Origin of the sequence: Mycolicibacterium novocastrense (genome assembly GCF_001570485.1) — a bacterium.
In the GTDB taxonomy this organism is placed as follows: Bacteria; Actinomycetota; Actinomycetes; order Mycobacteriales; family Mycobacteriaceae; genus Mycobacterium; species Mycobacterium novocastrense.
Genome location: NZ_BCTA01000022.1, coordinates 1 through 26,560, shown reverse-complemented (window position 1 = coordinate 26,560; position 26,560 = coordinate 1). Strand labels below are relative to the sequence as shown.

Here is a 26,560-nt window from a genome sequence, read left to right as displayed (position 1 = left end):
TCACTCAGCCTGGTAGCGGGGGAACACACCGGTCGGGGCCGGTAGGGCGGTGCCTGGCTTCAGCCGGATGCTGACAGCGGCGAAGGTTCGTTCGTCGGGGTTCTGCCCGAGCAAGTCGAGCAGCTTAGCCGATGAGTCGGGCATCACGGGCTGCGTCAGCAGCGCGGCGATCCGCACGACCTCGAGCGTCGTGTATAGCACCGTGCCGAATCGGCGCTGATCCTGCGCCGACTCCGACTTGCGCAGCACCCACGGTTCCTGGGCGGAGAAGTACCTGTTCGCCGCGCCCAGGACGGACCAGATCGCCTCGAGCGCCAGGTGCATCGCGACGGCGTCGTAGTGGCCGCGCACCCGGTCGATCAGCGCGTCGGCCGATTCGAGCAGTGTCGCGTCGTCATCGGTGAAATCTCCTGGCTCAGGGACGATTCCGTCGAGGTTCTTGGCGACCATCGACAGCGACCGCTGTGCCAGGTTGCCCAGCTCGTTGGCCAGGTCGGCGTTGATGCGGCCGATGATCGCGTCCTCGCTGTAGCTGCCGTCCTGACCGAACGGCACCTCGCGCAGGAAGAAGTAGCGCACCTGGTCGAGCCCGAAAGTGTCGACGAGGTTCACGGGGTCGATGATGTTGCCGACGGACTTGCTCATCTTCTCGCCGCGGTTGAGCACGAAGCCGTGCGCGAAGACCTTGCGCGGCAACTCGATTCCCGCCGACATCAGGAACGCCGGCCAGTAGACGGTGTGGAACCGGATGATGTCCTTGCCGATCATGTGCAGATCGGCGGGCCAGTACCGCTGGAAGGCCTCCGACGACGTGTCCGGGAAACCGACGCCGGTCAGGTAATTGGTCAGCGCGTCCACCCACACGTACATGACGTGGTCGGGATGGTCGGGCACCGGCACGCCCCAGTCGAACGTGGTGCGCGAGATCGACAGATCTCGCAGCCCGCCGGAGACGAAGCTGACGACCTCGTTGCGCCGCACGTCGGGCTCGATGAATTCCGGATGCGCCCGATAGTGCTCCAGCAAGCGGTCCGTGTAGGCCGACAGCCGGAAGAAGTAGGTCTGCTCCTCGGTCCATGTCACGGGCGCGCCGGTCTCGACCGCGACCCGCACGCCGTCGGCACCGACGTTCGTCTCGGCGTCGGTGAAGAACCGCTCGTCGCGAACCGAGTACCAGCCCTTGTAGGAGTCGAGGTAGATGTCACCGGCGTCGTTCATCCGGCGCCAGATCTCCTTTGAGGCCTCGAAATGGTCGGCATCCGAGGTGCGGATGAACCGGTCGAAGGAGATGTTCAGCTTGCGCTGCAGGCGCTCGAACACATCGGAGTTCTGCCGCGCCAGGTCGGCGGTGGGGATGCCCAGCGTTTTCGCCGCCTCGGCCATCTTCAGGCCGTGCACGTCGGTGCCGGTCAGGTACCGCACGTCGAATCCGTCCAGCCGCTTGAACCGGGCGATGGCGTCGGTGGCGATGTACTCGTAGGCGTGGCCGACGTGCGGATCGCCGTTCGGGTAGGCGATCGCGGTGGTGATGTAGAAGGGCGCGCCTGGGCTCGGCGCTTGCGCCCCGCGGACAGCAGTACTCATTTCAACTCAGCTTATGGTGTGGCGGTGAACGCTAAGCGCTCAGGCAGACGGGAGCGGCCGCCCGCCCCGACGCCGCTGAGCCCGCTGATCGACGCGCACACCCATCTCGATGCATGTGGTGCCTCGGACGCGGCCGACGTCACCGCGATCGTCGACCGCGCGGCGGCGGTCGGCGTCGGGGCCGTTGTCACCATCGCCGACGATCTCGACTCCGCACGCTGGGTCACCGAAGCCGCCGAGGCGGACGAGCGGGTCTACGCCGCGGTCGCCCTGCACCCGACGCGCACCGAGGCCCTGACCGATCAAGCCAAGACCGTCATCGAGCGTCTGGCCGGCCATCCGCGCGTCGTCGCGATCGGCGAGACGGGCCTCGACCTGTACTGGCCGGGCAAGCTGGAGGGCTGCGCGGAACCGGGCATCCAACGCGACGCGTTCGCCTGGCACATCGACCTCGCCAAGCGGACCGGCAAGCCGCTGATGATCCACAACCGCGAGGCCGACGACCAGATTCTGGACGTGCTGGCCGCCGAAGGCGCCCCCGACACTGTGATCTTCCACTGCTTTTCCTCGGGGCCTCAGATGGCGCGTCGGTGTATCGAGGCGGGCTGGCTACTGAGTCTGTCGGGCACCGTCAGCTTCAAGAACGCCAAAGCCCTGCAAGAAGCCGCGCAACTGATCCCGGCCGGGCAAATGCTCGTCGAGACCGACGCGCCGTTCCTGACGCCCCACCCGTACCGCGGCGCACCCAACGAGCCGTACTGCCTTCCCTACACTGTGCGGGCGTTGGCGGAGATTGTCGGTAAGCCGGCTGAGGTCGTCGCGCGGGAAACCACCACCACAGCCGAACGCGCGTACGGCCTTGCGAGTTGCTGACTCGAGGCCTCTCCGTTACCGTGCTGTGACCGAAAGCGAAGCACCGCAAGGACGCGGCGCTCCGTCCGATAGTCGGGGATATACGACGTTTTGAACACTTTCACAAAGCTCCACGAGGCGCGTTCACCGCTACTTCGTCTGCTGGTCGGTGCGACCTTGCTCGCACTCACCTTCGCCGGCGGCTACGCGGTCGCTGCACACAAGACCGTCACGCTGACCGTGGACGGATCGTCGACAACGGTGGCGACCATGAAGTCGCGCGTGATCGACGTGGTCGAGGAGAACGGGTTCGACGTCGGCGACCGCGACGACCTCTTTCCGGCCGCCGATCAGCCGGTGAACCAGGCCGACACCATCGTGCTGCGCCGCAGCCGCCCGCTTCAGCTATCGCTGGACGGCGAGGACAGCAAGCAGGTGTGGACCACCGCGTCGACGGTCGACGAGGCTCTCGCCCAGCTGGAGATGACCGACAAGGCGCCCGCCGCCGCCTCGCGCGCGAGCCGGGTCCCGCTGGCGGGGATGTCGCTGCCGGTGGTCAGCGCCAAGACCGTGCACATCGATGACGGCGGAACGACGCGCAGCGTGACCCTGGCCGCCCCGAACATCGCGGCCCTGCTCGCCGAGGCGGGCGCACCGCTCGAGCAGCGTGACGCCGTCGTCCCCGCCGCATCGGCTCCCGTCACCGACGGCATGCACGTGCAGGTGACGCGCAACCGGATCGACAAGATCGCCGAGCGCGTGCCGTTGCCGCCCGCCCTCAAGCGCATCGAGGATCCGACGCTGAACCAGAGCCGGCAGGTCGTCGAGGACCCGGGAATGCCGGGCACGCAGGACGTGATCTTTGCGGTGGCGAAACTCAACGGTGTGGAGACCGGCAGGTTGCCAGTAGCCAATGTCGTTGTAACGCCCGCCCGCGAAGGTGTGGTGCGAGTCGGCACCAAACCCGGCACCGAGGTGCCGGCGGTGTCCAACGGAGCCACTTGGGACGCCCTTGCGCGGTGCGAAGCCGGAGGTAATTGGGCGATCAACACCGGCAACGGATATTACGGCGGCGTTCAATTCGACCAAAACACCTGGGAGCGCAACGGCGGTCTGCGCTATGCTGCGAGAGCCGATTTGGCAACAAGAGAAGAACAGATCGCGATTGCTGAAGTCACTCGGGCGCGACAAGGGTGGGGCGCGTGGCCGACTTGTAGCGGGAGGATTGGTGCGCGCTGACCATTCGACTACTCGGGCGGACCGAGATAAGACAACTGGCGAAGGCGATCGACTTCCGGCCGCGCAAATCGTTCGGACAGAACTTCGTCCATGACGCCAACACCGTACGGCGAATCGTTTCGGCGTCCGGTGTCCACAAGCATGACCACGTTCTCGAGGTCGGGCCCGGACTGGGCTCGCTGACGCTGGCACTGCTCGACCGCGGCGCGCGGGTGACCGCCGTCGAGATCGATCCCGTGCTGGCGCGGCAACTGCCGACCACCATCGCCGAGCATTCGCACAGCGAGATCAACCGGCTCACCGTGCTCAACCGCGACATCCTCGGGTTGCGACGCGAGGAACTCGGCGAGGAGCCCACGGCCCTGGTCGCCAACCTGCCGTACAACATCGCGGTCCCGGCCCTGCTGCATCTGCTGGCCGAGTTTCCCTCGATCCGCACCGTGATGGTGATGGTGCAGGCCGAGGTGGCAGAGCGGCTCGCGGCAGAACCCGGCGGCAAGGATTACGGCGTGCCCAGCGCCAAGGTGCGCTTCTTCGGCAAGGTCCGGCGCCACGGCATGGTGTCGCCGACGGTGTTCTGGCCGATCCCCCGGGTGTATTCGGGCCTGGTCGGCATCGAGCGCTACGAGACGTCGCCGTGGCCGACCGACGAGAGCTTCCGTGAGCAGGTCTTCGCGCTGATCGACATCGCGTTCGCGCAACGGCGCAAGACGGCCCGCAACGCGTTCGCCGAATGGGCGGGTTCGGGTAACGAGTCGGCGCGCAGGCTGCTCGCCGCCAGCATCGATCCGTCACGCCGCGGCGAGACACTGTCCATCGCCGATTTCGTCCGGCTGTTGCAGCGGTCAGAAGAGGTCGACAAGCCGGTGGTTCAGGAAGCCAAGGGTTCGATCAGCGTCCGTTGACGGCGCGCACGACCAGCGCGATGAACTCGCGGCAGGACTGGTAACGGTCCGCGGGCGCCTTCGCCAGGGCTTTGGCCACAATCGAGTCGAAAGCGCGTGGCAGCCAGTCGAACTCACGCGAGAACCGTGGTGGCGGGCGATGCAGGTGCGCCTCGACCAATCCGACGCGGGAACCCTCCCGAAACGGCGGCGTCCCGGTGATCAGCTCCACCGCCGTGCAGGCCAGCGCGTACTCGTCGGTCGCTTCTGTCGGCGCCCGACCCGCGATCAGCTCCGGCGCCGAGTAGGGCAGCGAGGCCTCCACGTGCGTCGGTCGGCGGCCGATGTCGTCGGTGATCTCGACCGCCACCCCGAAATCGATCAGCACGGCCTGCGACCGGTCGGCTTCGAGCAGGATGTTGGCGGGCTTGACGTCGCAGTGCACGATCGCGCGGTTGTGGATGTAGTCCAGCGCGTCGGCGATCTGGCCGAGGGCGGCGAGGCGTTCGGGGACCGTCGGCAGGCTCTGCACTGCGCCGCCCGCGACGAACTGCATCGTCAGCCACCCCGGGCCCCGCTCGTACACGGTGACGATGTGAGGGTGGTCGAGCCGGTCGGCGAACTCGAACTCACGCCGCAGCCGGGCCACGTGCGCTCGATCGCGAGCGTGTTCGTCGAGGACCTTCAAAGCGACCACCCGCCGCGGGTTGTCGGCGGCGTGCACCCGGTAGACCGTGGCCGATCCGCCGTGGCCGAGGACCTCGTCGACCACGTAGTCGTCGAACCGGTCGCCGGCGGACAGCACGAGCTCAGATTAGTGCGGCGACGGCGCGCGCCTTCTGACACGCTGCCCGCCACTTGTCCTTTCGATAGTGTCGTGCCGTGCCGGGCTGGAACGGGAACACCGCCTCCGAATGGGTGCCGACGGGGTCGGTCACCGTGCGGGTGCCCGGCAAGGTCAACCTGTACCTGGAAGTGGGGGACCGCCGCGACGACGGCTACCACGAGCTCACCACCGTGTTCCACGCCGTCTCGCTGCTCGACGAGATCACCGTCAGCAACGCCGACATGCTGTCGCTGGAGCTCTCCGGCGAAGGGGCCGAATCCCTGCCGGCCGACGAGCGCAACCTCGCCTGGCAGGCCGCCGAGCTGATGGCCGAACACGTGGGGCGGGCGCCGGATGTGGCGATCTCGATCGACAAGTCCATACCGGTCGCCGGCGGCATGGCCGGCGGCAGCGCTGACGCGGCGGCGGTGCTGGTCGCGATGAACACGCTGTGGGAGTTGGGCGTGCCGCGGCGCGATCTGCATACGCTGGCGGCCCGGTTGGGCAGCGACGTGCCGTTCGCACTGCACGGGGGGACCGCGTTGGGCACCGGGCGCGGTGAGGAGCTGGCGACAGTGCTGGCCCGTACGACGTTCCACTGGGTGCTGGCCTTTGCCGACGGCGGATTGTCGACGCCGGCGGTCTTCGCCGAGATCGACCGGCTGCGCGACTCGGCGGGGTCCGGCCGCGAACCACCGCCACGGCTCGACGACGCCGAACCGGTGCTGGCCGCGCTGGCCTCCGGCGATCCGGCCCAACTCGCCCCGCTGCTCGGCAACGACCTGCAGCCCGCGGCGCTGAGCCTCGACCCCGGGTTGCGCCGCACGCTGCGCGCGGGCGCCGAGGCCGGCGCGTTGGCGGGCATCGTGTCGGGGTCGGGGCCGACGTGCGCGTTTCTGTGCGCCTCGGCGGGCCAAGCGGTCGACGTCGGCGCACAGCTCGCCGGCGCGGGGGTGTGCCGCACCGTGCGAGTGGCCAGCGGCCCCGTCCAGGGCGCGCGGGTGGTGCCGACGCCGTCGACGTCGGCGTGAGACCACCCCGTTCGCGCAGTCCGGTACGAAAGATGCGGGGGTTTCTGTACCCGGTTGAGCGCTCGGCTGCGATTTGGTCACAAGCGGGTGTGACCCAGACCTCAATACTCGCGAGAGTTTGGCGGCTACTTAAGAGTTGCATAAGATGGCCGATGGTGAAGATTAGCTGTCATGCATCGGACACGACTTACTTTCCCGCCGGACACCTCGGTGGGCGCCTCGTCGGATATGGCGACGGCCGCGGTGCATCACCATTTCGAGACTCAACCGCTCCCGATTCGTGTGCGCGCCTTCGCGACCGCGTCTGCGATCGGGCGGAGCATGTGACGAGGTTGTTTGCGCTGAGCCCCATGCCGCAGGCGCAGCGGCTCCAGAAACCGAGGAGGGTGTCGTGAGCCGATTCACCGAGAAGATGTACCGCAATGCCCGCACCGTGACGACGGGCATGGTCACCGGTGAACCGTACGAACCCGTCCGCCACACCTGGGGCGAGGTGCACGAGCGCGCGCGCTGCATCGCCGGTGGCCTCGAGAAGGCCGGCATCGGCCTCGGCGACGCGGTCGGCGTGCTGGCCGGCTTCCCTGTCGAGATCGCCCCGACCGCCCAGGGCCTGTGGATGCGCGGCGCCAGCCTGACCATGCTGCACCAGCCCACCCCGCGCACCGACCTCGCGGTCTGGGCCGAGGACACGATGAACGTCGTGCGGATGATCGAGGCCAAGGCCGTCATCGTCTCCGAACCGTTCATGGTCGCCATCCCGGTGCTTCAGGAGCAGGGCATCACGGTCCTCACGGTGACGGACCTGATGGCCTCCGATCCGATCGATCCGATCGACGTCGGCGAGGACGATCTCGCGCTGATGCAATTGACCAGCGGCTCGACTGGATCTCCCAAGGCGGTCCAGATCACGCACCGCAACATCTACTCCAACGCCGAGGCGATGTTCATCGGCGCCGAGTACGACGTCGAGAAGGACGTCATGGTCAGTTGGCTGCCGTGCTTCCACGACATGGGCATGGTCGGCTTTTTGACCATCCCGATGTACTTCGGCGCGGAACTGGTCAAGGTCACGCCGATGGACTTCCTGCGCGACACCCTGCTGTGGGCCAAGCTCATCGACAAGTACAAGGGCACGATGACCGCGGCGCCGAACTTCGCCTATGCGCTGTTCGCCAAGCGGTTGCGCCGTCAGGCCAAGCCGGGTGAGTTCGACCTGTCCACGCTGCGGTTCGCGCTGTCGGGCGCCGAGCCCGTCGAGCCCGCCGACGTCGAGGACCTGCTGGATGCCGGCAAGCCGTTCGGCCTGAAGCCCGACGCGATCCTGCCTGCCTACGGCATGGCCGAGACCACGCTCGCGGTGTCGTTCTCCCCGTGCGGTGCGGGTCTGGTGGTCGACGAGGTCGACGCCGATCTGCTGGCCGCGCTGCGCCGCGCCGTGCCGGCGACCAAGGGCAACACCCGACGCCTGGCCTCGCTGGGACCGCTGCTGCGCGACCTCGAGGCCCGGGTCATCGACGAGCAGGGCAACGTGATGCCCCCGCGCGGCGTCGGCGTCATCGAGCTTCGCGGCGAATGCCTGACGCCCGGTTACATCACCATGGGCGGATTCATCCCGGCGCAGGACGAGCACGGCTGGTACGACACCGGCGACCTGGGCTACATCACCGACGAAGGCAACATCGTCGTGTGCGGCCGGGTCAAGGACGTCATCATCATGGCCGGCCGCAACATCTATCCGACCGACATCGAACGCGCCGCCTGCCGTGTCGAGGGGGTCCGACCGGGATGCGCCGTCGCCGTGCGCCTCGACGCGGGCCACTCGCGGGAGACGTTCGCCGTCGCCGTGGAGTCCAACGCCTGGCAGGATCCCGTCGAGGTGCGCCGGATCGAGCAGCAGGTCGCCCACGAGGTGGTCGGCGAGGTCGACGTGCGTCCGCGCAACGTCGTCGTGCTCGGACCCGGCACCATCCCCAAGACGCCGTCGGGCAAGCTGCGCCGCAGCAACTCCGTCTCGCTCGTCACCTAAACCCCCAGTTGGGGCGAGCGACCGTGTTTGGCATACGACACGCCGCGTAGCGCGTGCACTTTGCGGTCGCTCGCCACGTAACGAGCGGTCGCTCGATGTCGATACGGTCGGTGCCATGTCTTCTGCACCCGCCGTCGAAGCGATCGATCTTGTAAAGCGTTTCGGCGACGGCGAACCGGCCGTCGACCATGTCAGCTTCACCGTTCCTCCCGGCACCGTGCTCGGCCTGCTGGGCCCCAACGGCGCCGGCAAGACCACCACGGTGCGGATGATGACGACGTTGACCGCACCCACCAGCGGCACCGCCCGCGTCGCCGGCTACGACGTCGTCCGCGAACCCGATCAGGTGCGCCGCAACATGGGTCTGACCGGGCAGGTCGCCACCGTCGACGAGTTGCTCACCGGCCGCGAGAACATCCGGATGATCGGCGGGCTCTACGGCATCCGCCGCAAAGACCTCACCCGGCTGGGTGATCAACTGCTCGAACAGTTTTCGATCGCCGACGCCGCCGATCGCGTGGTGAAGTCATACTCGGGCGGCATGCGTCGCCGGCTCGATCTCGCGGTGAGCCTGCTCGCCTCGCCGCCGGTGTTGTTCCTCGACGAGCCGACCACCGGGCTGGATCCGCGCAGCCGCAGCGAATTATGGGAAACGCTGCGGGATCTCGTCGATCAAGGCACCACGCTGCTGCTGACCACCCAGTACCTCGAAGAGGCCGATCAGCTCGCGGACAACATCCTGGTGATCGACAAGGGGCGCATCATCGCCGAGGGTTCGCCACTTCAGCTCAAACAGCAGGCAGGCAACGCCAGCCTGGTCGTCACTGTGACCAGCGTCGAGGACCTTCCCGCCGCCGAGGCGCTGCTCGCCGAGGACGGAAGCGAAGTGTTCGTCAACGTCGGCGCACGTGAATTGACCGCCGCCGCCGACGGTCTCGACGACATGATCCGCGTCGCGGGTCGGCTGCGGGACAACAACATCGCCGTCGACGACATCGGGTTGTCGCGTCCGAGCCTCGACGACGTCTTTCTCTCGCTGACCGGTCACCGCAGCGAACAGGAGGACGGCGCATGACCGCCGAAGGTGACACCACGACCGTGGCGGCGCCGGCGCATGCTGCGAGGCAACGAGTCTCGGTTCGGCGCACCAACATCGCCCAACAGTCCTGGATCATGGTCAAACGCAACATGATCCACACCAAGCGCATGCCCGAGATGCTCAGCGACGTCACCACCCAACCCATCATGTTCGTGTTGCTGTTCGCGTTCGTGTTCGGCGCATCGATACCCAACCCGGGAGGCACCAACTACCGCGAGTTCCTGCTGCCGGGCATCCAGGCGCAGACCATCGTGTTCTCGGCTTTCGTCGTGGCATCCGGTATCACCGCCGACATCGAGAAGGGCATCATCGACCGGTTCCGGTCGCTGCCGATCTCGCGGTCGTCGGTGCTCATCGGTCGCAGCATCGCCAGCTTGCTCCACTCGTCGCTGGGGGTGGTGGTGATGGCGCTGACGGGCCTGGCGATCGGCTGGCGCATCCGCGGCAGCGTCGCCGAGGCGGTGCTTGCCTTCGCTCTGGTCCTGGTCTTCGGGTTCGGAATGATCTGGTTCGGCATCCTGATCGGCTCACTGCTGCGTACCGTCGAAGCCGTCAACGGGGTGATGTTCACCGTCTTGTTCCCGATCACGTTCCTGGCCAACACATTTGTCCCGACAGAGCCGATGCCTCGCTGGCTGCGGGTCATCGCCGAGTGGAACCCGGTGTCATCGCTGGCTCAGGCGATGCGCCAACTGTGGGGCAACGGCGGACCCGCCCCGCCCGATGCGCAGCTGCCGCTGCACCATCCGGTGCTGGCAACCGTCATCTGGTCAATGCTGCTGACGGCGGTCTTCGCGCCGTTCGCCCTGCGCGCCTACGCCCGCCGCACTGGCCGCTAGGCGCGAATCGCCGCGACCGTCCACGCGGGCAGGATCGGCGCCCTGGTCAGGAAGTGCTCCGACTGACCGGTCGCCCGCAACAGCACCTGCGTCCGCAGGATGCAGCAGCCCATGCGGACCATCGCGAATATCTCGTACCAGTCGAGATCTCGCAGTGGCCTGCCCAACATCTCCTCGTAGCGTCCGACAACCGAGTCGCGGCTGTCGAAGCCTTCCAGTTCGGGGTCGAGGTCCAATCCGTTGACCTCGAGCATCTGCTTGCGGGTGGCCAGCCACCACGCGACGTCGGCTTCAGCGGGGCACACGCAGGCCTGCTCCCAGTCGAGTGCGCCGACCAGTTGACCGGAATCGTCGAAGATGGCGTTGGACAACCGCGCATCACCCCAGCAGATACTCAAATCGGTTGTGGCAGCGGGCATGCGACGTGTCAACCAGTCGAACGCCTCGGTGATGACATCGGGAACCCGGTCCTCGGTGCCCCATCTGACGTACTCCCGCCACCACTCGAGTTCGGCGCTGACGCCGACGCCCTCGGGGCGCGCCAGCCAGGGGGCCTGTTCGGGCGGCACCCGATGCAACCGCACCAACGTTTCGAGGAACGAGTCGTGCACGCGGCGTTGCACGGTCACGCCGGCGTCGTGCAGCCAACCGCGGGTCGCATAGCTGGTGTCCGACGGGGTGTGACCGGGGATCCGCGGCATCACAAGGAATTTCGAACCGATCCACGACTCGTCGGGCTCGTAGACGATCGGTGACGGGGTCGCGACGCCGTGGTCGTGGAGGAGTCTCTGTGTCGCCGCCTGCGCGTCGAGGTCGTAGTCGGGAAAGATACCGCCGCCCGCGGGCGGTATCCGGATGACATGTTCGCTGCGTCGTCCGCCGATTTCGGCCGCGAACACCAGTGTTTCGCTCGACCACCCCGCGGCCCGGTTCGCAGGCCGCAGTTCGGATACCACCACCTCGTCGGTGTGCCGGTGGGCGAACCAGTCCCGCAGCCTCGCGCGGGTGTCCTCGAGGTCGCGTCTGACCAGAGCGATGCCCGCCATGCTGAAAGGCTTACACGCGGCCGGTGCGATGTAAAGGCTCAAGTCGTTACATCCGGCGGTTCGTATGTAATACGCTCACCGCGTGACCCGACAGCAGGCTGTCACCTTCGGCGACATCGACGACCACGACCGGCCACTGGCGGTCCTGGTCCACGGCTTCCCCGACACCCCGTTCACCTGGCGCCACCTCGGGCCGCATCTGGTCGGCCACGGTTACCGCGTCGTCGCGCCGTGGCTCCCCGGATACGACGCACCAGTCGGGCGCCCGGTCAGCGTGGGCACCTACGTGCGTCATGTGCGCCAGGTGGCCCAGGCCGGCGGAGCCGACGACCGCGCCGTGCTGATCGGACACGATTGGGGTGCGCACGCCGGCTACGGCGTGGTCGCGGGCCCGTCCCCGGTGTTCGGGCGTTTCGTGGCGCTCGCCGTACCGCCGATCGGTGCGCTGGCGACCGGCCTGTTCACCTATCGGCAACTCAAACGGTCGTTCTACATCTGGTTCATCCAGCAGGCCGGGTTGGCCGAGGCGGCGTTGCTCGCACCCGGCTTCTGGGAGTCCCTGTGGGCGGACTGGTCACCGGGATACGACTGTGCGCAGGACATCGCCGAACTGCGGCGCCATGTCACCGCCGAGAACATCACCGACGTCGTCGGGCCGTACCGCGCGTCGTTCAATCCAGAGTTCGGCGACCCGGACGCCGTCGACGAGGCCGCGGCGACGGCGGTGCCGCCCCCGGTCCCGACGCTCTACCTGCACGGTCTGCAGGACGGCGCGATAGGCGCTGAGCTGCTGGGCGACCTGGATCAGTACCTGCCGACCGCCGGGTCGTCGTACGAAGTCCTCGACGGTGTCGGGCACTTCCTGCACCTCGAACAGCCCGGGCTGATCGCGGCCAAGATCACCGACTGGCTGGGCGCTGACTGAGCGACGCGGAACGGCCGTTGCGCGCGGCGTCGATGCCCGCGGCGTGGCGCAGCTCGGCAAGGAAGTTCTCGGGGCTGCCGCCACCGAGCAGGTAGTGACACACGGCGATGCGAACCACGGCCGCCGCGGCGACATCCTTGTTGTCGCCGGGAATGATCCGCGCGACCCGCTCGTGCATGATCGGCAACACCCGCCTCATCTGTGCAAGCACGTGTTCGGGTTCCACATCGGCGAGCGACCCGAGTGAGTAGGTGCTCTGGAACTCGACGATGAAGCGCAACGCCGCGTCGAGGCGGTCGGGGCCCACGAGACCCGTCATCGCGCTCGCGATTCCCGCGTCGAAGTTGTCCTGCTCGTAGAGGGCGAACGCCTCGAGCAACCCCTCCTTCGAACCGAAGTGGCGGTAAAGCGTCGGGCGAGACACACCTGCCTCGGCGGCGACATCGGACAGCTGCAACTTTCGCCGACCGTCTCGGGCCAGCACCACGAAGGTCGCGGCGAGGATGCGCCGCCGCGACTGCTCGGCATCCTCCGTGCGGGCCATGTCCAACCTTTACATCTACGGGGTCGAATGTCACACTTACGCTACATCAAACCCGAGCGCCACCGGATTGAAGCAATGTCGCATCCGGTGCGGAGGAGAGCAACGGTGCCCGACCTCATCGTCCGCAAGATCGGATGGGAGTTCGACGCGTCGGTGCCGTTCATGTGGCAGCCGGCCAACCCGAATTTCGGACTGTTCTGCAACGCGTTCACGTTCATCGCGGTGCCCTTCGAACGCTACATCGTCAGCGCGGTGCGGATGGCCGAGGACCGGTTGGCCGAAAGCCCCCACGTCGCGGCCGAGGCCAAGGGATTCCTCAAGCAGGAGGCGCAGCATGCCGCGGCGCATCGCAAGCACATGCTCGCGCTGATCGACCGCTACCCCGACCTCGAACAGTGCTACGCCGACGCCTGCGCGGCCTATGACGAGTTGCTGAACAACGAGCCGGTCGCCTTCCACCTCGCCTACATCGCGAACCTGGAAGCCACCTTCACCCCGCTGTTCAAAGTGATTCTCGACCACCGTGATTCGCTGTTCGGCGGGGGCGATGTCCGGGTCGCCTCGCTGATGATGTGGCACTTCGTCGAGGAGATCGAGCACCGCAGTTCGGGGCTGATCCTGTGCAACCACGTCAACCCCCACCCGTGGTCGCGCGTCAAGCACATCAAAAGAACATTCAGCCACGTCGGCGCCATCGCCGACGCGATCGCGAAAGTGTTCGACGAGGTGGTGCCGATCGAGGATCGCGGCGTCTCCACCCGCGAAATGTTGTCCGGCGACTTCTTGACCGGTGAGCTCAAACACCGACTGCCCATCGTGCGCCGCCTGCGCGACGGCGGGGGAGCACCGACGATCTTCCAACCGGTGCCCACCGGCGATTTGGCGAAAATGGTGTGGCGGCTGGCGCTTTCGCAGATGCCGTACCACGATCCGGCCGACCAACCGCTGCCCCTGTGGGCGCAGACCTGGATGCGCGCCTACGACAGCGGTGCAGACATGACGACGTTCGCCCGGTCGTCGGGTACCACGGGAAGGTGACATCGATTGTTGACGACGAACTACGGCGGTCTGGTACCCGAAGACGAGTCGCTCACCCACCAGATCGTCGACACGTTCGCGACGGTCAGCCAATCGGATCCATCGTGGACGGAGAAGATCTGGACGCTGGCGCATGCACGGGACAATTCGCTGCAGGTCGTCCTCGGCGTCGGAAAGTACACCAACCGTGGGGTGTTCGACGGTTCGGCCGGGGTGTGCCGCGGCACCGAGCAGTGGACCGTGCGCGCCGGACGCCGCCTGTCGGCCGACCCCTCCTCGACCGAGGTCGGGCCGATCCGCTATCGCGTGCTCGAACCGCTGCGGTCTATTCAGGTGAGCCTGGAGGCGACCGAACACGCACCGATCTGTTTCGACGTCGTCATGCGGGGCAGCTTCGACGCGGCGCTGGAGGATCCGTGGCCCGACCGCAGCCCGGACGGCTACCGCGTCACCCATAATGTGTTGCGCTACCACCAGATCGGGGTGGCGTCGGGCTGGGTCGAGGTCGACGGCCGTCGTACCGAGATCCAACCCGACGAGTGGATTTCGGTACGGGACCATTCCTGGGGCCTGCGGCCCGGGGTCGGCAAACCCATCCCCGGCCTGCCTCGCGGCGGTCGCAAGATCAAGCAGATGTTCATGACCTGGCTGCCGATGACACTGACACGCCCGGACGGCTCGGCATACTCGCTGTTCGTGATGTACCAGGAGGAGCGCGGCGACGGATTCCTCGAAATCCGTTGTCAGGCAGAACAACAGAACGACGACGGGACAACGCACCGGTTTGCCTCGGTGGAGCAGGATCTGCACTTCAACGACGAGAACCGGCGACTGACCCACGGGACGGTCACGTTGATCGACTCCGATGGGTCGCGCCGGCCGCTGACGATCACCGCGGCCGGGCCGACGGGCTTTCACCTCGGCACGGCCGGGTATTACGGCTGGAACGACTGGGTTTACGGCCAGTGGGTGGGCGATCTGCGGGTCGAGGGTTACCACGTGACCGACTGCGACTCCGCAGAGAACGCGCGCAAGCTGCATCAACTGCGCGATCTCCTGGTCCGCGTGGACGATCCGGTGGGCGGCGGTTCCGGGCTCGGCAACGCCGAGACGTTCGCACTGGGGGAGTTCCCCGAGCGGGGGCTCACCGCCGAGAACTCGTTCCTCTGAATCGCTGCCCCGATTCCGCGGCCAAGCACTGTGACGAGGGCCGCCGGGCGCACGCGGAATACATCGTCGTCGCCTCGGCGTTTGGCCATGCATGAAGACGAGACTGCCGCTGCGTCGGCTGATGGTCATGGTGGCGGCAGGGCTCATCTCGGGTGCAGCGCTGATGTCGGCAGCACCTGCCGTCGCGGCGCCCACCGGCGAGTGTCCCGATGTCCAGGTGGTGTTCGCTCGCGGCACCGGGGAACCGGCGGGCGTCGGCCGCGTCGGCCAGGCGTTCGTCGACGCGTTGCGACCGCTCGTGGGGGACAAGTCCGTCGCCGTATACCCGGTCAATTATCCTGCGACACGGGACTTTCTGCGCGCTGCCGAGGGCGCAAACGACGCCAGCATCTTCGTCCAGAACATCGCGACCACCTGCCCGGACACCAGGATCGTGCTCGGCGGCTACTCACAGGGTGCAGCCGTCGTCGACGCCATCGCCCTGGCGAACACACCGACGCTCGGCTTCACTCAGCCGATGCCGGCCGCGGTGGCCGACCACGTCGCCGCGGTGGCGGTGTTCGGCAATCCGTCGATCCGTCTGCTCGGCGGTCCGCTCACCGCGCTGAGCCCGGGCTACGGGGCCAAGACCATCGACCTGTGCAATGGCGCGGATCCGGTGTGCTCCAACGGAAACGATGTCGCGGCGCACAGCCTCTACGTCGAGACGGGGCTCGCCGCGCAGGCCGCGCAGTTCACCGCCGACCGCCTCGGTGCCGGGGCGCCAATCACCACGCCGTCCGGCCACGCCGGAACTTGAGGTCAGCCCCAGGCGTGCACGATGTTCTGCGCCGGTTCCACGCCCTGTGCCACCAGGATCTCCGTGGCATCGGCGGCCTGCTCACAGATCGTCGGGACGTCCTTCCACTCCGCGGAGGTGAAGGTGCTCAGCACGAACTTGGCGCCGTCGGTGCGGCCGGGCGGGCGGCCGATACCGATGCGGACGCGTTGAAAGTCGTTGCTGCCCAACGACGAAGCCACTGACCGTAGGCCGTTGTGCCCGGCCACGCCGCCACCGAACTTCAGCCGTATCCGGCCGAAGTCGATGTCGAGTTCGTCGTGGATCACGACGATGTCGGCCACCGGCACCGAATAGAACTTGGCCAGCGGCCCGACCTGCCGCCCCGACTCGTTCATATAGGTACGCGGTTTGGCCAACACCACCGAGCGTCCGGCGAGGTGGCCGGTGACCACCTCGGCGCCGGACTTCTTGTGCACCTTGAACCCCGAACCCATGCGGTCGGCGAGGATGTCGGCGACGAGGAACCCGAGGTTGTGCCGCGTGGTGGCGTATTGCGGTCCCGGATTGCCCAGGCCGACCACGAGAAGTGGTTCGGCCATGCCGGTCTACTCGGATTCTTCGGCGGGTGCCGCTTCGGCCGACTCGCCCTCGCCCTCGTCGGTGGCCTCGGCGACCTCGGCGGCTGCCTCCTCCGGCGCCTCTCCGCCGCCCTCGGCCTCGAGTTCCTCGGCAGACGGCGCCTCGACGACGTTGACCACCAGCATCTCCGGATCCGAGATCAGCGAGACGCCCGAGGGCAGCTCGATGGAACCCGCGGTGAACTGCGTGCCGGCCTCGACACCCTCGACGGACACCGTCAGCTGCTGGGGGATCGACAGCGCGTCGGCCTCGACCTCGACGGTGCTGGCGTCCTGGGTGACCAGCGTGCCGGGCACCGCCTCACCCTCGATGATGACGTTGACCTCGACGACCACCTTCTCGCCACGGCGCACGACGAGCAGATCGGCGTGCGTGATGGTGCGCCGGATCGGGTGGATGTCGAGGGCCTTGGTCAGTGCGAGCTGCTCCTTGCCGTCGACGTCGAGCGTCAGCACCGCGTTGGTGCCCGCACGGCGCAGGACGGCCGCGAAGTCATGGCCGTCGAGTTCGAGGTGCTGCGGATCGGCGCCGTGACCGTAGAGAACCGCGGGCACCTTGCCGTTGCGGCGGGCGCGGCGCGATGCGCCCTTGCCGGTCTCGGTGCGGACCGCGGCGGTCAGGTTGTTGGGGGCGTTCTTCGCCATGATGTGGGTGCTCCTGTCGTGTGCTCGGCACGGCGGGGCTCAACCACAAAGGTTCGCGTCGATAACGGTGGCCTGCGGGGCCACCCTCGCCGTGATCACCGGCCAGGGTAGCCGGAAACGCCGGTCAGGCCCAAATCAGAGCGGGAACTTGGTGTCGGTGAGCTGCTCGGAGAGCTCCCACAGCGCGCTCGCCGTCCGGCCGTCGCGAGCCAGCGGGCTGCGGAAGCCCGTCGGCCCGGTGGGCCCGCGACTACCGAAGCGCGGGCCGACGAACGTGTCACCCGGCAGGTCCTCGGCCACCGCGTACAGGGTCTGGCGGGCACCGAACTCGGGCTCGGTGGCGAACAGCCGGTTGGCGGCGAGCCAGAAGCGCGTTCCGATCGGGTTGCCCGTCTGGCCCTGCAGGTTCGTCGCGGAATAGCCCGGATGCGCGGCGATCGCCCGGATCTGCGAGCCCACCTCGTCGAGTCGACGCTGCAGATCCGACGTGAACAGCAGGTTCGCGAGCTTCGACTGACCGTAGGCCGGCCACGCCAGATACGGCCGGGCCTTCCAGTTGAGGTCCTTGAGGTTGATCCGGCCGAGGAAATGCATGACCGAGGACACCGTTACCACCCGGTCGCTGATCTTGGGCAGCAGCAGGTTCGTCAGGGCGAAGTGACCGAGATGGTTGGTGCCGATCTGGCTCTCGAACCCGTCGACCGTCAACGCGTAGGGGACAGCCATGATGCCGGCATTGTTGACCAGCACGTCGACCGCCTCGACGCCGTCGGCGAACGCGCGCACCGACGCCAGGTCCTGCAGGTCCAGCTTGCGGACCTCGACATCGCCGGTGATCGTGCCCGCGGCCTCGTCACCTTTGGCGGTGTTGCGCACGGCGAGGATGACCTTGGCGCCCGCGCCGGCCAGCTCGCGCGCCGTGATCAAACCGATGCCGCTGTTGGCGCCGGTGACGATGACGGTGCGTCCGGCGAAGGAGGGCAGATCCGCGGCAGTCCAACTCATGCCGACCACCCTAGTGAGTTGGCGCGAAATGGCATTCGCACAGGCCGCTACTCGCACTTTTCCTGCTGGAATGCTCGCGCAGAAACGGGGGCTACTTCGGCGGTGGCTTGGGGACGGCGACGTTGAACCCGCCGATGATCTTCTCGATGTCGGGCGCCTCCTCGGCGGCCTTCTGGGCGTAACCCGTCACCGTGAACTGGATGAGGTAGCGCTGCTTGGCGGGCGGTGCGCCGGTCGCGATCACGATGCGGTTGTAGCTGTGCATCCGGGTGCCGTTGAGGTCGTAGCTGCCCTCGATCATCGCCGACGGGAAACCCTTGAAGTCGTCCATCGACGCGTTGAGGCGCTTGAAGTTCTGCGACATCTCGGCGTCGACGTAGCCGTGCTTGATCGCCTCGCGCGGATCGAAGTCGCCGGTCAACTTCATCACCACCAGCATCGCGATCGGGTATGTCTCGCCCTTGGCGATCACCCTGGTTCCGGGCGCGAAGTTGGTGTTGAAGTACGGCTCCCACCCGGCCGGTGTCGGATACGAGACCGTCAGATCGGTGAGCTTCTCGGGGAACACCGGATCGCCGGTCACACCGGCCTGCTCAAGGAAAGCCGCGATGGGCACCGGCTTGGCATCCGGCGCGGCGGCGGTCGACGTCGGCGACGGCGATGTCGACCACACCGACTGGTAGTCGGGCGGTTCGGTGCCGCAACCGGACACGACGGCGATGCCGACGACCGTCACCGCAGCGGCAAGAACTTGAAAGCCTCGACGGCTCACAGAATCTCGCGTACCGCGTCGATCGGTCGGGCCAGCCGGGTGCCCTTCGGCGTGACGACGAACGGCCTCTCGATCAGGATCGGGTTGGCGGCCATCGCGTCGAGGAGCTCGTCGTCGGAGGCGTCGGCCAACCCCAGTTCGCGGTACAACGCCTCCTTCTTACGTACGGCGGTGCGCACGTCGATACCGGCGTCGGAGATCATCTTCTCCAGCTCGGCGCGGGTCGGCGGCGTCTTGAGGTACTGCACCACCGTCGGCTCGATTCCGTTCTCCCGCAACAAGTCCAACGTCTTCCGCGAGGTCGAGCACTTGGGGTTGTGGTAGATGACGCTGTTCGACATCTATGCCGACCCGTCGAAGAGGCTGGTGACCGAGCCGTTGTCGAACACCGCGCGGATCGTGTTCGCCAGCAGCGGGGCGATCGACAGCACGGTCAACTGCGGGAACTGTTTGTCCTCGCCGATCGGCAGCGTGTTGGTGACGATCACCTCGCAGGCGCCCGAGTCGGCCAACCGCTCGCGGGCCGGATCCGACAGCACCCCGTGCGTCGCCGCGATGATCACGTCGCCCGCACCGTCGGCCTTGAGCAGCTTGACCGCACCGGCGATGGTGCCGCCGGTGTCGATCATGTCGTCGGTCAACACACAGGTCTTGCCCCGCACGTCGCCGACGACGCGGTTGGACACCACCTCGTTGGGTTTGAGGGGGTCGCGCGTCTTGTGGATGAACGCCAGCGGGACGCCACCGAGGGAGTCGGCCCACTTCTCGGCGACGCGCACCCGGCCGGAGTCGGGCGAGACGACCACCATGTCGTGATGCGAGTAGTGCTCGGCGATGTACCCGGTGAGCAGCTTCTGCGCCCGCATGTGGTCGACGGGTCCGTCGAAGAAGCCCTGGATCTGGTCGGTGTGCAGGTCGACGGTGACGATCCGGTCGGCACCCGCGGTCTTGAGCAGGTCGGCGACCAACCGCGCCGAGATCGGTTCACGGCCGCGGTGCTTCTTGTCCTGCCGTGCGTACGGATAGAACGGAAGGATCGCGGTGATCCGCTTGGCGCTGCCGCGCTTGAGCGCGTCGATCATGATCAGCTGTTCCATCAGGTGCTGGTTCAGCGGCGCGGGATGGCTCTGCAGCACGAAGGCGTCGCAGCCGCGGACGGATTCGTCGAATCGGACGAAGATCTCGCCGTTGGCGAAGTCCCGCGCGGTCTGCGCCGTCACGGGTACGTCGAGTTCCTTGGCGACCTGTTCAGCGAGTTCGGGGTGCGCCCGACCCGAGAACAACATCAAATTTTTTCGATTGTCGGTCCACTCGGTGCCCACAGTGCGCCTTCAAGGTCGGGGATCGATACCGGGTAATCCTACGTAGCTTGACGCGTCGGGCGTGTCCGGGTGGCCAGATCGCTGACTGCCGGTCACCGCGATTCCGTGTCATCGGTAGCCGACCCGTCCTCGTCGGCCGATGCCTGTTGCGCGGCCCGCGCCGCCGCCGACCCCGGCCGTTTGCGCGTCACCCAGCCCTCGATGTTGCGCTGCGGCCCCGCCGACACGGCCAGCGCACCCGGCGGCACGTCGTCGCGCACGACGGTCCCCGCCCCGGTGTAGGCGCCGTCGCCGACGGTGACCGGGGCGACGAACATCGTGTCCGACCCGGTCCGGACGTGTGAGCCGATCGTCGTGCGGCTCTTGGTCTCGCCGTCGTAGTTGACGAAAACGCTGGACGCCCCGATGTTGCTGTGCTCGCCGATGTCGGCGTCGCCGACGTACGTCAGATGCGGCACCTTGGTGCCGGTGCCGATGGTCGAGTTCTTGGTCTCGACGAACGCGCCGAGCTTGCCGTCGGCGCCCAGCACGGTGCCCGGCCGCAGGTAGGTGAACGGTCCGACCGTCGCGCCGTCGCCGATCACCGACGAGCTGGCGTGCGTACGGCACACCGTCGCGCCGTCACCCACCGTGACGTCGGCCAAGGTCGTGTCGGGCCCGACCTCGCACCGCCCGCCGATGCGGGTGCCTCCGAGCAGTTGGGTGCCAGGCTTGACGACGGTGTCGCGGCCGATGGTCACGTCGACGTCGATCCACGTCGTGGCGGGATCGACCACGGTGACCCCGGCCCGCTGGTGCGTGGCCACGATGCGGCGGTTCAGTTCGGTGCCCAGCTCGGCCAGCTGCACGCGATCGTTGACCCCCGCCACCAGCATCGAGTCGTCGACGTGCTTGGCCCGCACGACGAGCCCGTCGGAGCGCACGATCGAAACGACGTCGGTCAGATACTGCTCCTGCTGGGCGTTGTCCGAGCTCAACCGGCCCAGCGCGGACCGCAGCGCGGTGGCGTCGAACGCGTACACCCCGGCGTTGACCTCGGTGATCGCGCGCTGTTCGGGGCTGGCGTCGGCCTGTTCGACGATGCCCATCACTTCGCCGTCCTGGGTGCGCAGGATGCGTCCGTAACCCGTCGGGTCGGGCAGCGTGGTGGTCAGCACGGTCGCCGCGGTCGGCCGCGTGTTGTGCGTGCTGATCAGCTCTGCCAGCGTGTCGGCGTCGAGGAGCGGCACATCGCCCGAAGTGACCACCACCGTGCCGGCGAAGTCGGGCGGCAGTGCCGTCAGGCCGCACTGCACGGCGTGTCCGGTGCCCAGCTGCTGCTCTTGGGTCGCGGTCACGATCGGGCGCCCGAGCTCGGCGGCCAGCCGCTCGACCTCGGGCCTCACCCGGTCCCGGTCCTTGCCGACCACGACGACCAGATGCGCAGGCGCCGCCTTGCCCACCGCGTGCAGCGCGTGCGCGAGCATGCTGCGACCCGCCAGCGTGTGCAGCACTTTGGGGGTGTCGGATCGCATCCGGGTGCCGGCGCCGGCCGCGAGCACGACCACCGCGGTTTCAGGGGCTGCCGTCATCCGGTCTCCTGCCTATCGGATGTGCGGTTTCATACGCGACACGCCGGTCACGCCGCATGTGAGCGCACTATCGCGGCCAAATCGCTCCGTCGCCAGGACTCGAACCTGAACTATCTGAACCAAAATCAGAGGTGCTGCCGATTACACCACGACGGATCGAACAACTCGTGATGCTAGTCCAATCGCCGGACCCCTCTTCGTTTGTTCCCCGCGGCCGCCGCCTCGCCGCGTGATCGCCGCCCCACCCCAACATCTGCATCTAACCTGGTAACCGTGGCAGCACCCGACAAGGAGGTCAGGGCACCGCGGGCGCGGATGACGGGCGCCGAGCGGCGCCACCAGCTCATCGAGGTCGCGCGCAAACTCTTCGCCGAGCGAGGCTACGAGGGCACCTCGATCGAAGAGATCGCCCAGCGCGCGAACGTCTCCAAGCCCGTCGTCTACGAGCACTTCGGCGGTAAGGAGGGCCTGTACGCGGTGGTCGTCGACCGCGAGATGTCGGCGTTGCTCGACGGGATCACCTCGTCGCTGACCCGGATGACCAACAACCGCTCGCGGCTGCGCATCGAACGCGTCGCACTCGCCCTGCTGACCTACGTCGACGAGCGCACCGACGGCTTCCGCATCCTGATCCGCGACTCCCCGGCGTCGATCACCTCGGGCAGCACCTATTCGACACTGCTCAACGAGGCCGTCAACCAGGTGTCCTCGATCCTGGCCGGCGACTTCTCGCGCCGCGGACTGGACCCTGAGATGGCGCCGCTCTACGCGCAGGCGTTGGTCGGCTCGGTGTCGATGACTGCGCAGTGGTGGCTCGATGTGCGTGAGCCCAAGAAAGAGGTCGTCGCCGCGCATCTGGTCAACCTGTGCTGGAACGGGCTGATGCATCTGGAGAACGATCCGCCGTTGCTCGACGAGTGACGTAGATCTCGTCACGGGATCGGTGCAAACCCTCGCCGCGGCAAGCGTTTCGGCGCGCGCATACGATGGAAGGCATCATGACCGCATCGGGGACCCTGTCCGTCCCAACCCCGATCGCCGGGCTCGTCGAACTGGCCCTACGAGATCCCTCCCTCAGCGAGATCTCGCGCCGTGCCGCCGACAAGCCCGCCGATCTGGCCATCGTCGGCCCGGCCGCCGCCCGGGTGTTCGTCGCGTCGGCGATCGCGCACGCCTGTCCGCTGGTCGTCGTGACCGCCACCGGGCGGGAAGCCGACGATCTGACCGCCGAACTGCGTGGCGTGTTCGGTGAAACCGTGGCGATGTTCCCCTCCTGGGAGACGCTGCCGCACGAACGGCTGTCCCCGGGTGTCGACACCGTCGGCGCGCGGCTCATGTTGTTGCGCAGGCTGACCCACCCCGACGACGCGCGTCTCGGACCGCCGCTGCAAGTGGTCGTGACCACCGTGCGGTCCCTGCTGCAACCGATGGTGCCCGACGTTGCCGACGTCGAACCGGTGACCCTGAGCGTCGGCGTCGAAGCGGAATTCGACAACCTCATCGAGCGACTCGTCGAACTCGCGTACACCCGCGTGGACATGGTCGGCAAGCGCGGCGAGTTCGCGGTGCGCGGCGGCATTCTCGACCTGTTCCCGCCGACGTACGAGCATCCGGTGCGCATCGAGTTCTGGGGCGACGAGGTGTCCGAGATGCGGATGTTCGCGGTGGCCGACCAGCGGTCGATCCCCGAGATCGACGTCGACACCGTCATTGCCGTGCCGTGCCGTGAGGTCCTGCTGACCGACGACGTCCGCGAGCGCGCCGTCGAACTCGCGCGCGAGCACCCCGTTCAGGAGAACACGCTGCCCGGCACCGTGCCCGACATGCTGGCCAAGCTCGCCGAGGGCATCCCGGTCGACGGCATGGAGGCCCTGCTCCCGCTGTTGCGTCCCGACGCGCTGTCCACGCTGTCGGATCTGCTGCCCGCGGGCATGCCGCTGTTGATCTGCGATCCGGAGAAGGTGCGCACCCGGGCCGCCGACCTGATCAAGACCGGCCGCGAGTTCCTGGAGGCGTCCTGGTCCACGGCGGCCGTGGGCGGCGACGCACCGATCGACCTGGAGTCGCTGGGCGCGTCGGGATTCGTCGAACTCGACGACGCCCGCGCCGCGGCCCGCGAGGGCGGACATCCCTGGTGGACGCTGAGCCAGTTGTCCGACGAGGCCGCGCTGGAGATCGACATCCGCCCGGCGCCGTCGGCCCGCGGACAACAGAGCAATGTCACCGAGATCTTCGCGATGCTGCGTGCGCACGTCCTCACCGGTGGCCATGCTGCCGTCGTCACGCCCGGCACCGGAACGGCTCACCGTGTCGTCGAGCAGTTACGCGAAGCAGACACAGCCGCAGTCTGTTTGGAGCCGGGCGAGGGTCTGAAGGACAGAATCGTCAACGTGCTCAAGGGACCGCTGCACGACGGTGTGGTGATTCCGGGCGCGAACCTCGTGATCATCACGGAGACGGACCTCACCGGCAACCGCGCCACCGCGACCGAAGGCAAACGGCTGGCCGCCAAGCGCCGCAACGTCGTTGACCCGCTGGCCCTGTCCGCCGGCGATCTGGTGGTGCACGATCAGCACGGCATCGGACGGTTCGTCGAGATGACCGAACGCGTCGTCGGCGGTGCGCGTCGCGAGTATCTGGTGCTGGAGTACGCATCGTCCAAACGGGGCGGGGGCACCGACAAGCTCTATGTGCCGATGGACTCGCTGGACCAGTTGTCCCGCTACGTCGGCGGGGAGTCGCCGACACTGTCCCGGCTGGGCGGCAGCGACTGGACGAACACAAAGACCAAGGCGCGCCGCGCAGTTCGCGAGATCGCCGCCGAACTGGTGTCGCTGTACGCCAAGCGGCAGGCGTCGCCCGGGCACGCGTTCGGCCCCGACAGCCCGTGGCAGGCCGAAATGGAGGACGCGTTCGGCTTCACCGAGACCGTCGATCAGTTGACCGCCATCACCGAGGTCAAGGCCGACATGGAGAAGCCCGTCCCGATGGACCGGGTGATCTGTGGTGACGTCGGCTACGGCAAGACCGAGATCGCGGTGCGGGCCGCGTTCAAGGCGGTGCAGGACGGTAAGCAGGTCGCGGTGCTGGTGCCGACGACGCTGCTGGCCGACCAGCATCTGCAGACCTTCTCCGAACGGATGGCCGGGTTCCCCGTCACCGTCAAAGGCCTGTCGCGCTTCACCGATCCGGCCGAGTCGCGCGCGGTGCTCGAGGGCATGAAGGACGGCAGCGTCGACATCGTGATCGGGACGCACCGGCTGCTGCAGACCGGCGTCACCTGGAAAGACCTCGGCCTCATCGTGGTCGACGAGGAACAACGCTTCGGCGTCGAGCACAAAGAACACATCAAGTCCATGCGCACCCACGTCGACGTGCTGACGATGAGCGCCACCCCGATTCCGCGCACGCTGGAGATGAGCCTGGCCGGCATCCGGGAGATGTCGACGATCCTCACCCCGCCCGAGGAGCGCTACCCGGTCCTGACGTATGTCGGACCCCACGACGACAAGCAGATCGCCGCGGCGCTGCGCCGCGAACTGTTACGCGACGGGCAGGCGTTCTACATCCACAACCGGGTCAGGACCATCGATCAGGCGGCCGCGCGCGTGGCGGCGCTGGTGCCCGAGGCGCGCGTGGTCGTCGCGCACGGTCAGATGCCCGAGGAACAGCTCGAGCGCACGGTCGAGGGGTTCTGGAACCGCGAATACGACATCCTGGTCTGCACGACGATCGTCGAGACCGGCCTGGACATCTCCAACGCCAATACGTTGATCGTCGAGCGCGCCGACACCTTCGGCCTGTCGCAGCTGCATCAGCTCAGGGGCCGGGTCGGACGCAGCCGCGAACGGGGTTACGCGTATTTCCTGTATCCGCCCGAGGTTCCGCTCACCGAGACCGCCTATGACCGGCTGGCCACCATCGCGCAGAACAATGAACTGGGCGCGGGCATGGCCGTGGCCATGAAGGACTTGGAGATTCGCGGCGCAGGCAACGTGCTGGGAGCCGAACAGTCCGGACACGTCGCCGGTGTCGGCTTCGACCTCTACGTGCGCCTGGTCGGCGAGGCGGTCGAGGCCTATCGCGCGGCTGCGGACGGCAAAACCGTTGCCGCACCGGAAGAGCCGAAGGATGTGCGGATCGACCTGCCCGTCGATGCACACCTGCCTCCGGATTACATCGGCAGCGACCGGCTGCGCCTCGAGGGTTACCGCCGGCTGGCCGCAGCCCCCGACCAGAAGGCGGTGGACGCCGTGGTCGAAGAGCTCGTCGACCGCTACGGTCCGCTTCCCGAGCCGGCGCGGCGCCTGGTGGCCGTCGCGCGTCTGCGGTTGCTGCTGAAGGAGTACGGAGTCACCGAGGTCAGCTCGGTGTCCGAGTCGACGGTGCGGCTCTCGCCGCTGCAGCTGATGGACTCGCAACAACTGCGGCTCAAGCGGATGTATCCGAGCGCCGGCTACCGCGCGACCACGTCGACGGTGCAGGTGCCCATACCCCGTGCCGGCAACGGTATCGGCGCACCGCGCATCCGCGACCTCGAGCTGGTGCAGATGGTCGCCGACCTGATCCTGGCGTTGGACGGGAAACCACAGGGCAGTGTCGACATCATTTCGGACTCGATTTCTGCGAACTAGCCCAGATTTTTCGCGCAATGTTGTGAGTTTCGGGGTGTAGATACGCGAAAGTGCCTGTCCTGCAAGGAATAATTGGACTTGTCTACGGT

Annotated in this window: 24 protein-coding genes and 1 tRNA gene; 13 read left to right on the top strand and 12 right to left on the bottom strand. The window is 67.5% G+C overall.

Annotated features, from left to right (window positions below; genetic code table 11):
* A complete protein-coding gene (gene metG / locus RMCN_RS07290) occupies positions 1 to 1,584 on the bottom strand; it encodes a methionine--tRNA ligase (protein WP_064412067.1) in 1,584 nt (527 codons plus the stop codon).
* Positions 1,585 to 1,608: 24 nt separating this feature from the next.
* On the opposite strand from metG, the gene RMCN_RS07285 reads away from it, so the two are divergent.
* The 3 genes from RMCN_RS07285 (at position 1,609) to rsmA (ending at position 4,580) form a co-directional block, all read left to right on the top strand.
* Positions 1,609 to 2,457, top strand: a complete 849-nt coding sequence (locus tag RMCN_RS07285; protein WP_064412316.1) for a TatD family hydrolase — start codon at positions 1,609 to 1,611, stop codon at positions 2,455 to 2,457.
* Positions 2,458 to 2,547: 90 nt separating this feature from the next.
* Positions 2,548 to 3,675: a resuscitation-promoting factor gene (locus RMCN_RS07280; protein WP_064412066.1), complete on the top strand. Its 1,128-nt coding sequence runs from the start codon at positions 2,548 to 2,550 to the stop codon at positions 3,673 to 3,675.
* Entirely contained in the window at positions 3,672 to 4,580 is a 909-nt protein-coding gene (gene rsmA / locus RMCN_RS07275; protein ID WP_067388058.1) for a 16S rRNA (adenine(1518)-N(6)/adenine(1519)-N(6))-dimethyltransferase RsmA, read from the top strand. Before RMCN_RS07280 ends, rsmA begins: the two co-directional genes overlap by 4 nt.
* On the opposite strand, the gene RMCN_RS07270 is transcribed toward rsmA, so the two are convergent.
* Entirely contained in the window at positions 4,567 to 5,364 is a 798-nt protein-coding gene (locus RMCN_RS07270; RefSeq protein WP_067388056.1) for a serine/threonine-protein kinase, read from the bottom strand. The two genes, rsmA and RMCN_RS07270, sit on opposite strands and share 14 nt — an antisense overlap.
* A gap of 77 nt (positions 5,365 to 5,441) precedes the next feature.
* On the opposite strand from RMCN_RS07270, the gene RMCN_RS07265 reads away from it, so the two are divergent.
* From RMCN_RS07265 to RMCN_RS07245, 4 genes are all read left to right on the top strand, one after another.
* Positions 5,442 to 6,416, top strand: coding sequence for a 4-(cytidine 5'-diphospho)-2-C-methyl-D-erythritol kinase (locus RMCN_RS07265; protein ID WP_064412063.1), 975 nt, complete (start codon positions 5,442 to 5,444; stop codon positions 6,414 to 6,416).
* Positions 6,417 to 6,807: 391 nt separating this feature from the next.
* A complete protein-coding gene (locus RMCN_RS07255; RefSeq protein WP_064412062.1) occupies positions 6,808 to 8,442 on the top strand; it encodes a fatty acyl-AMP ligase in 1,635 nt (544 codons plus the stop codon).
* A 115-nt stretch (positions 8,443 to 8,557) separates the two neighbouring features.
* On the top strand, positions 8,558 to 9,517 hold the full coding sequence (locus RMCN_RS07250) for an efflux ABC transporter ATPase subunit, DrrA-related (RefSeq protein WP_067388054.1): 960 nt from the start codon (positions 8,558 to 8,560) through the stop codon (positions 9,515 to 9,517).
* A complete protein-coding gene (locus RMCN_RS07245; protein ID WP_067388051.1) occupies positions 9,514 to 10,380 on the top strand; it encodes an ABC transporter permease in 867 nt (288 codons plus the stop codon). Before RMCN_RS07250 ends, RMCN_RS07245 begins: the two co-directional genes overlap by 4 nt.
* On the opposite strand, the gene RMCN_RS07240 is transcribed toward RMCN_RS07245, so the two are convergent.
* Positions 10,377 to 11,426 carry a phosphotransferase family protein gene (locus RMCN_RS07240; RefSeq protein WP_067388049.1) on the bottom strand — a complete coding sequence of 350 codons (1,050 nt, stop codon included), beginning with the start codon at positions 11,424 to 11,426 and terminating at the stop codon, positions 10,377 to 10,379. The two genes, RMCN_RS07245 and RMCN_RS07240, sit on opposite strands and share 4 nt — an antisense overlap.
* Positions 11,427 to 11,508: 82 nt before the next feature.
* On the opposite strand from RMCN_RS07240, the gene RMCN_RS07235 reads away from it, so the two are divergent.
* Entirely contained in the window at positions 11,509 to 12,351 is an 843-nt protein-coding gene (locus tag RMCN_RS07235) for an alpha/beta fold hydrolase (protein ID WP_067388047.1), read from the top strand.
* Here the strand turns inward: RMCN_RS07235 and RMCN_RS07230 are convergent.
* Positions 12,326 to 12,895: a TetR/AcrR family transcriptional regulator gene (locus RMCN_RS07230; protein WP_067388045.1), complete on the bottom strand. Its 570-nt coding sequence runs from the start codon at positions 12,893 to 12,895 to the stop codon at positions 12,326 to 12,328. The two genes, RMCN_RS07235 and RMCN_RS07230, sit on opposite strands and share 26 nt — an antisense overlap.
* A gap of 105 nt (positions 12,896 to 13,000) precedes the next feature.
* On the opposite strand from RMCN_RS07230, the gene RMCN_RS07225 reads away from it, so the two are divergent.
* The 3 genes from RMCN_RS07225 to RMCN_RS07215 all read left to right on the top strand — a co-directional run bounded on the left by RMCN_RS07225 (position 13,001) and on the right by RMCN_RS07215 (position 15,902).
* Positions 13,001 to 13,933 carry a metal-dependent hydrolase gene (locus tag RMCN_RS07225; protein WP_067388044.1) on the top strand — a complete coding sequence of 311 codons (933 nt, stop codon included), beginning with the start codon at positions 13,001 to 13,003 and terminating at the stop codon, positions 13,931 to 13,933.
* A gap of 9 nt (positions 13,934 to 13,942) precedes the next feature.
* Positions 13,943 to 15,103: an Rv3169 family protein gene (locus RMCN_RS07220; RefSeq protein ID WP_234787604.1), complete on the top strand. Its 1,161-nt coding sequence runs from the start codon at positions 13,943 to 13,945 to the stop codon at positions 15,101 to 15,103.
* A 91-nt stretch (positions 15,104 to 15,194) separates the two neighbouring features.
* Positions 15,195 to 15,902: a cutinase family protein gene (locus RMCN_RS07215; protein ID WP_067388040.1), complete on the top strand. Its 708-nt coding sequence runs from the start codon at positions 15,195 to 15,197 to the stop codon at positions 15,900 to 15,902.
* A 2-nt stretch (positions 15,903 to 15,904) separates the two neighbouring features.
* Here RMCN_RS07215 and pth read toward each other — a convergent pair whose 3' ends face one another.
* The 8 genes from pth to RMCN_RS07175 all read right to left on the bottom strand — a co-directional run bounded on the left by pth (position 15,905) and on the right by RMCN_RS07175 (position 21,993).
* On the bottom strand, positions 15,905 to 16,483 hold the full coding sequence (gene pth / locus RMCN_RS07210) for an aminoacyl-tRNA hydrolase (protein WP_067388038.1): 579 nt from the start codon (positions 16,481 to 16,483) through the stop codon (positions 15,905 to 15,907).
* Between the two features lie 6 nt (positions 16,484 to 16,489).
* A complete protein-coding gene (locus RMCN_RS07205) occupies positions 16,490 to 17,167 on the bottom strand; it encodes a 50S ribosomal protein L25/general stress protein Ctc (protein ID WP_064412052.1) in 678 nt (225 codons plus the stop codon).
* Between the two features lie 135 nt (positions 17,168 to 17,302).
* On the bottom strand, positions 17,303 to 18,172 hold the full coding sequence (locus RMCN_RS07200; RefSeq protein WP_064412051.1) for an oxidoreductase: 870 nt from the start codon (positions 18,170 to 18,172) through the stop codon (positions 17,303 to 17,305).
* 91 nt (positions 18,173 to 18,263) lie between these two features.
* Positions 18,264 to 18,944: an LpqN/LpqT family lipoprotein gene (locus RMCN_RS07195; RefSeq protein ID WP_084377233.1), complete on the bottom strand. Its 681-nt coding sequence runs from the start codon at positions 18,942 to 18,944 to the stop codon at positions 18,264 to 18,266.
* The gene (arsC, locus tag RMCN_RS07190) at positions 18,941 to 19,285 is read right to left on the bottom strand and encodes an arsenate reductase (glutaredoxin) (RefSeq protein WP_067388034.1); all 345 of its coding nucleotides are present in this window, start codon (positions 19,283 to 19,285) and stop codon (positions 18,941 to 18,943) included. Before arsC ends, RMCN_RS07195 begins: the two co-directional genes overlap by 4 nt.
* On the bottom strand, positions 19,286 to 20,266 hold the full coding sequence (locus RMCN_RS07185) for a ribose-phosphate diphosphokinase (protein WP_064412048.1): 981 nt from the start codon (positions 20,264 to 20,266) through the stop codon (positions 19,286 to 19,288).
* A gap of 92 nt (positions 20,267 to 20,358) precedes the next feature.
* Positions 20,359 to 21,837, bottom strand: coding sequence for a bifunctional UDP-N-acetylglucosamine diphosphorylase/glucosamine-1-phosphate N-acetyltransferase GlmU (gene glmU / locus RMCN_RS07180; RefSeq protein ID WP_067388032.1), 1,479 nt, complete (start codon positions 21,835 to 21,837; stop codon positions 20,359 to 20,361).
* 84 nt (positions 21,838 to 21,921) lie between these two features.
* Positions 21,922 to 21,993, bottom strand: a tRNA-Gln gene (locus RMCN_RS07175).
* Positions 21,994 to 22,152: 159 nt separating this feature from the next.
* Between RMCN_RS07175 and RMCN_RS07170 the strand changes: the two genes are divergently transcribed.
* Positions 22,153 to 22,758, top strand: a complete 606-nt coding sequence (locus RMCN_RS07170) for a TetR/AcrR family transcriptional regulator (protein WP_064350709.1) — start codon at positions 22,153 to 22,155, stop codon at positions 22,756 to 22,758.
* A gap of 77 nt (positions 22,759 to 22,835) precedes the next feature.
* Positions 22,836 to 26,471, top strand: a complete 3,636-nt coding sequence (gene mfd, locus RMCN_RS07165) for a transcription-repair coupling factor (protein ID WP_067388099.1) — start codon at positions 22,836 to 22,838, stop codon at positions 26,469 to 26,471.
* Positions 26,472 to 26,560 lie beyond the last annotated feature (89 nt).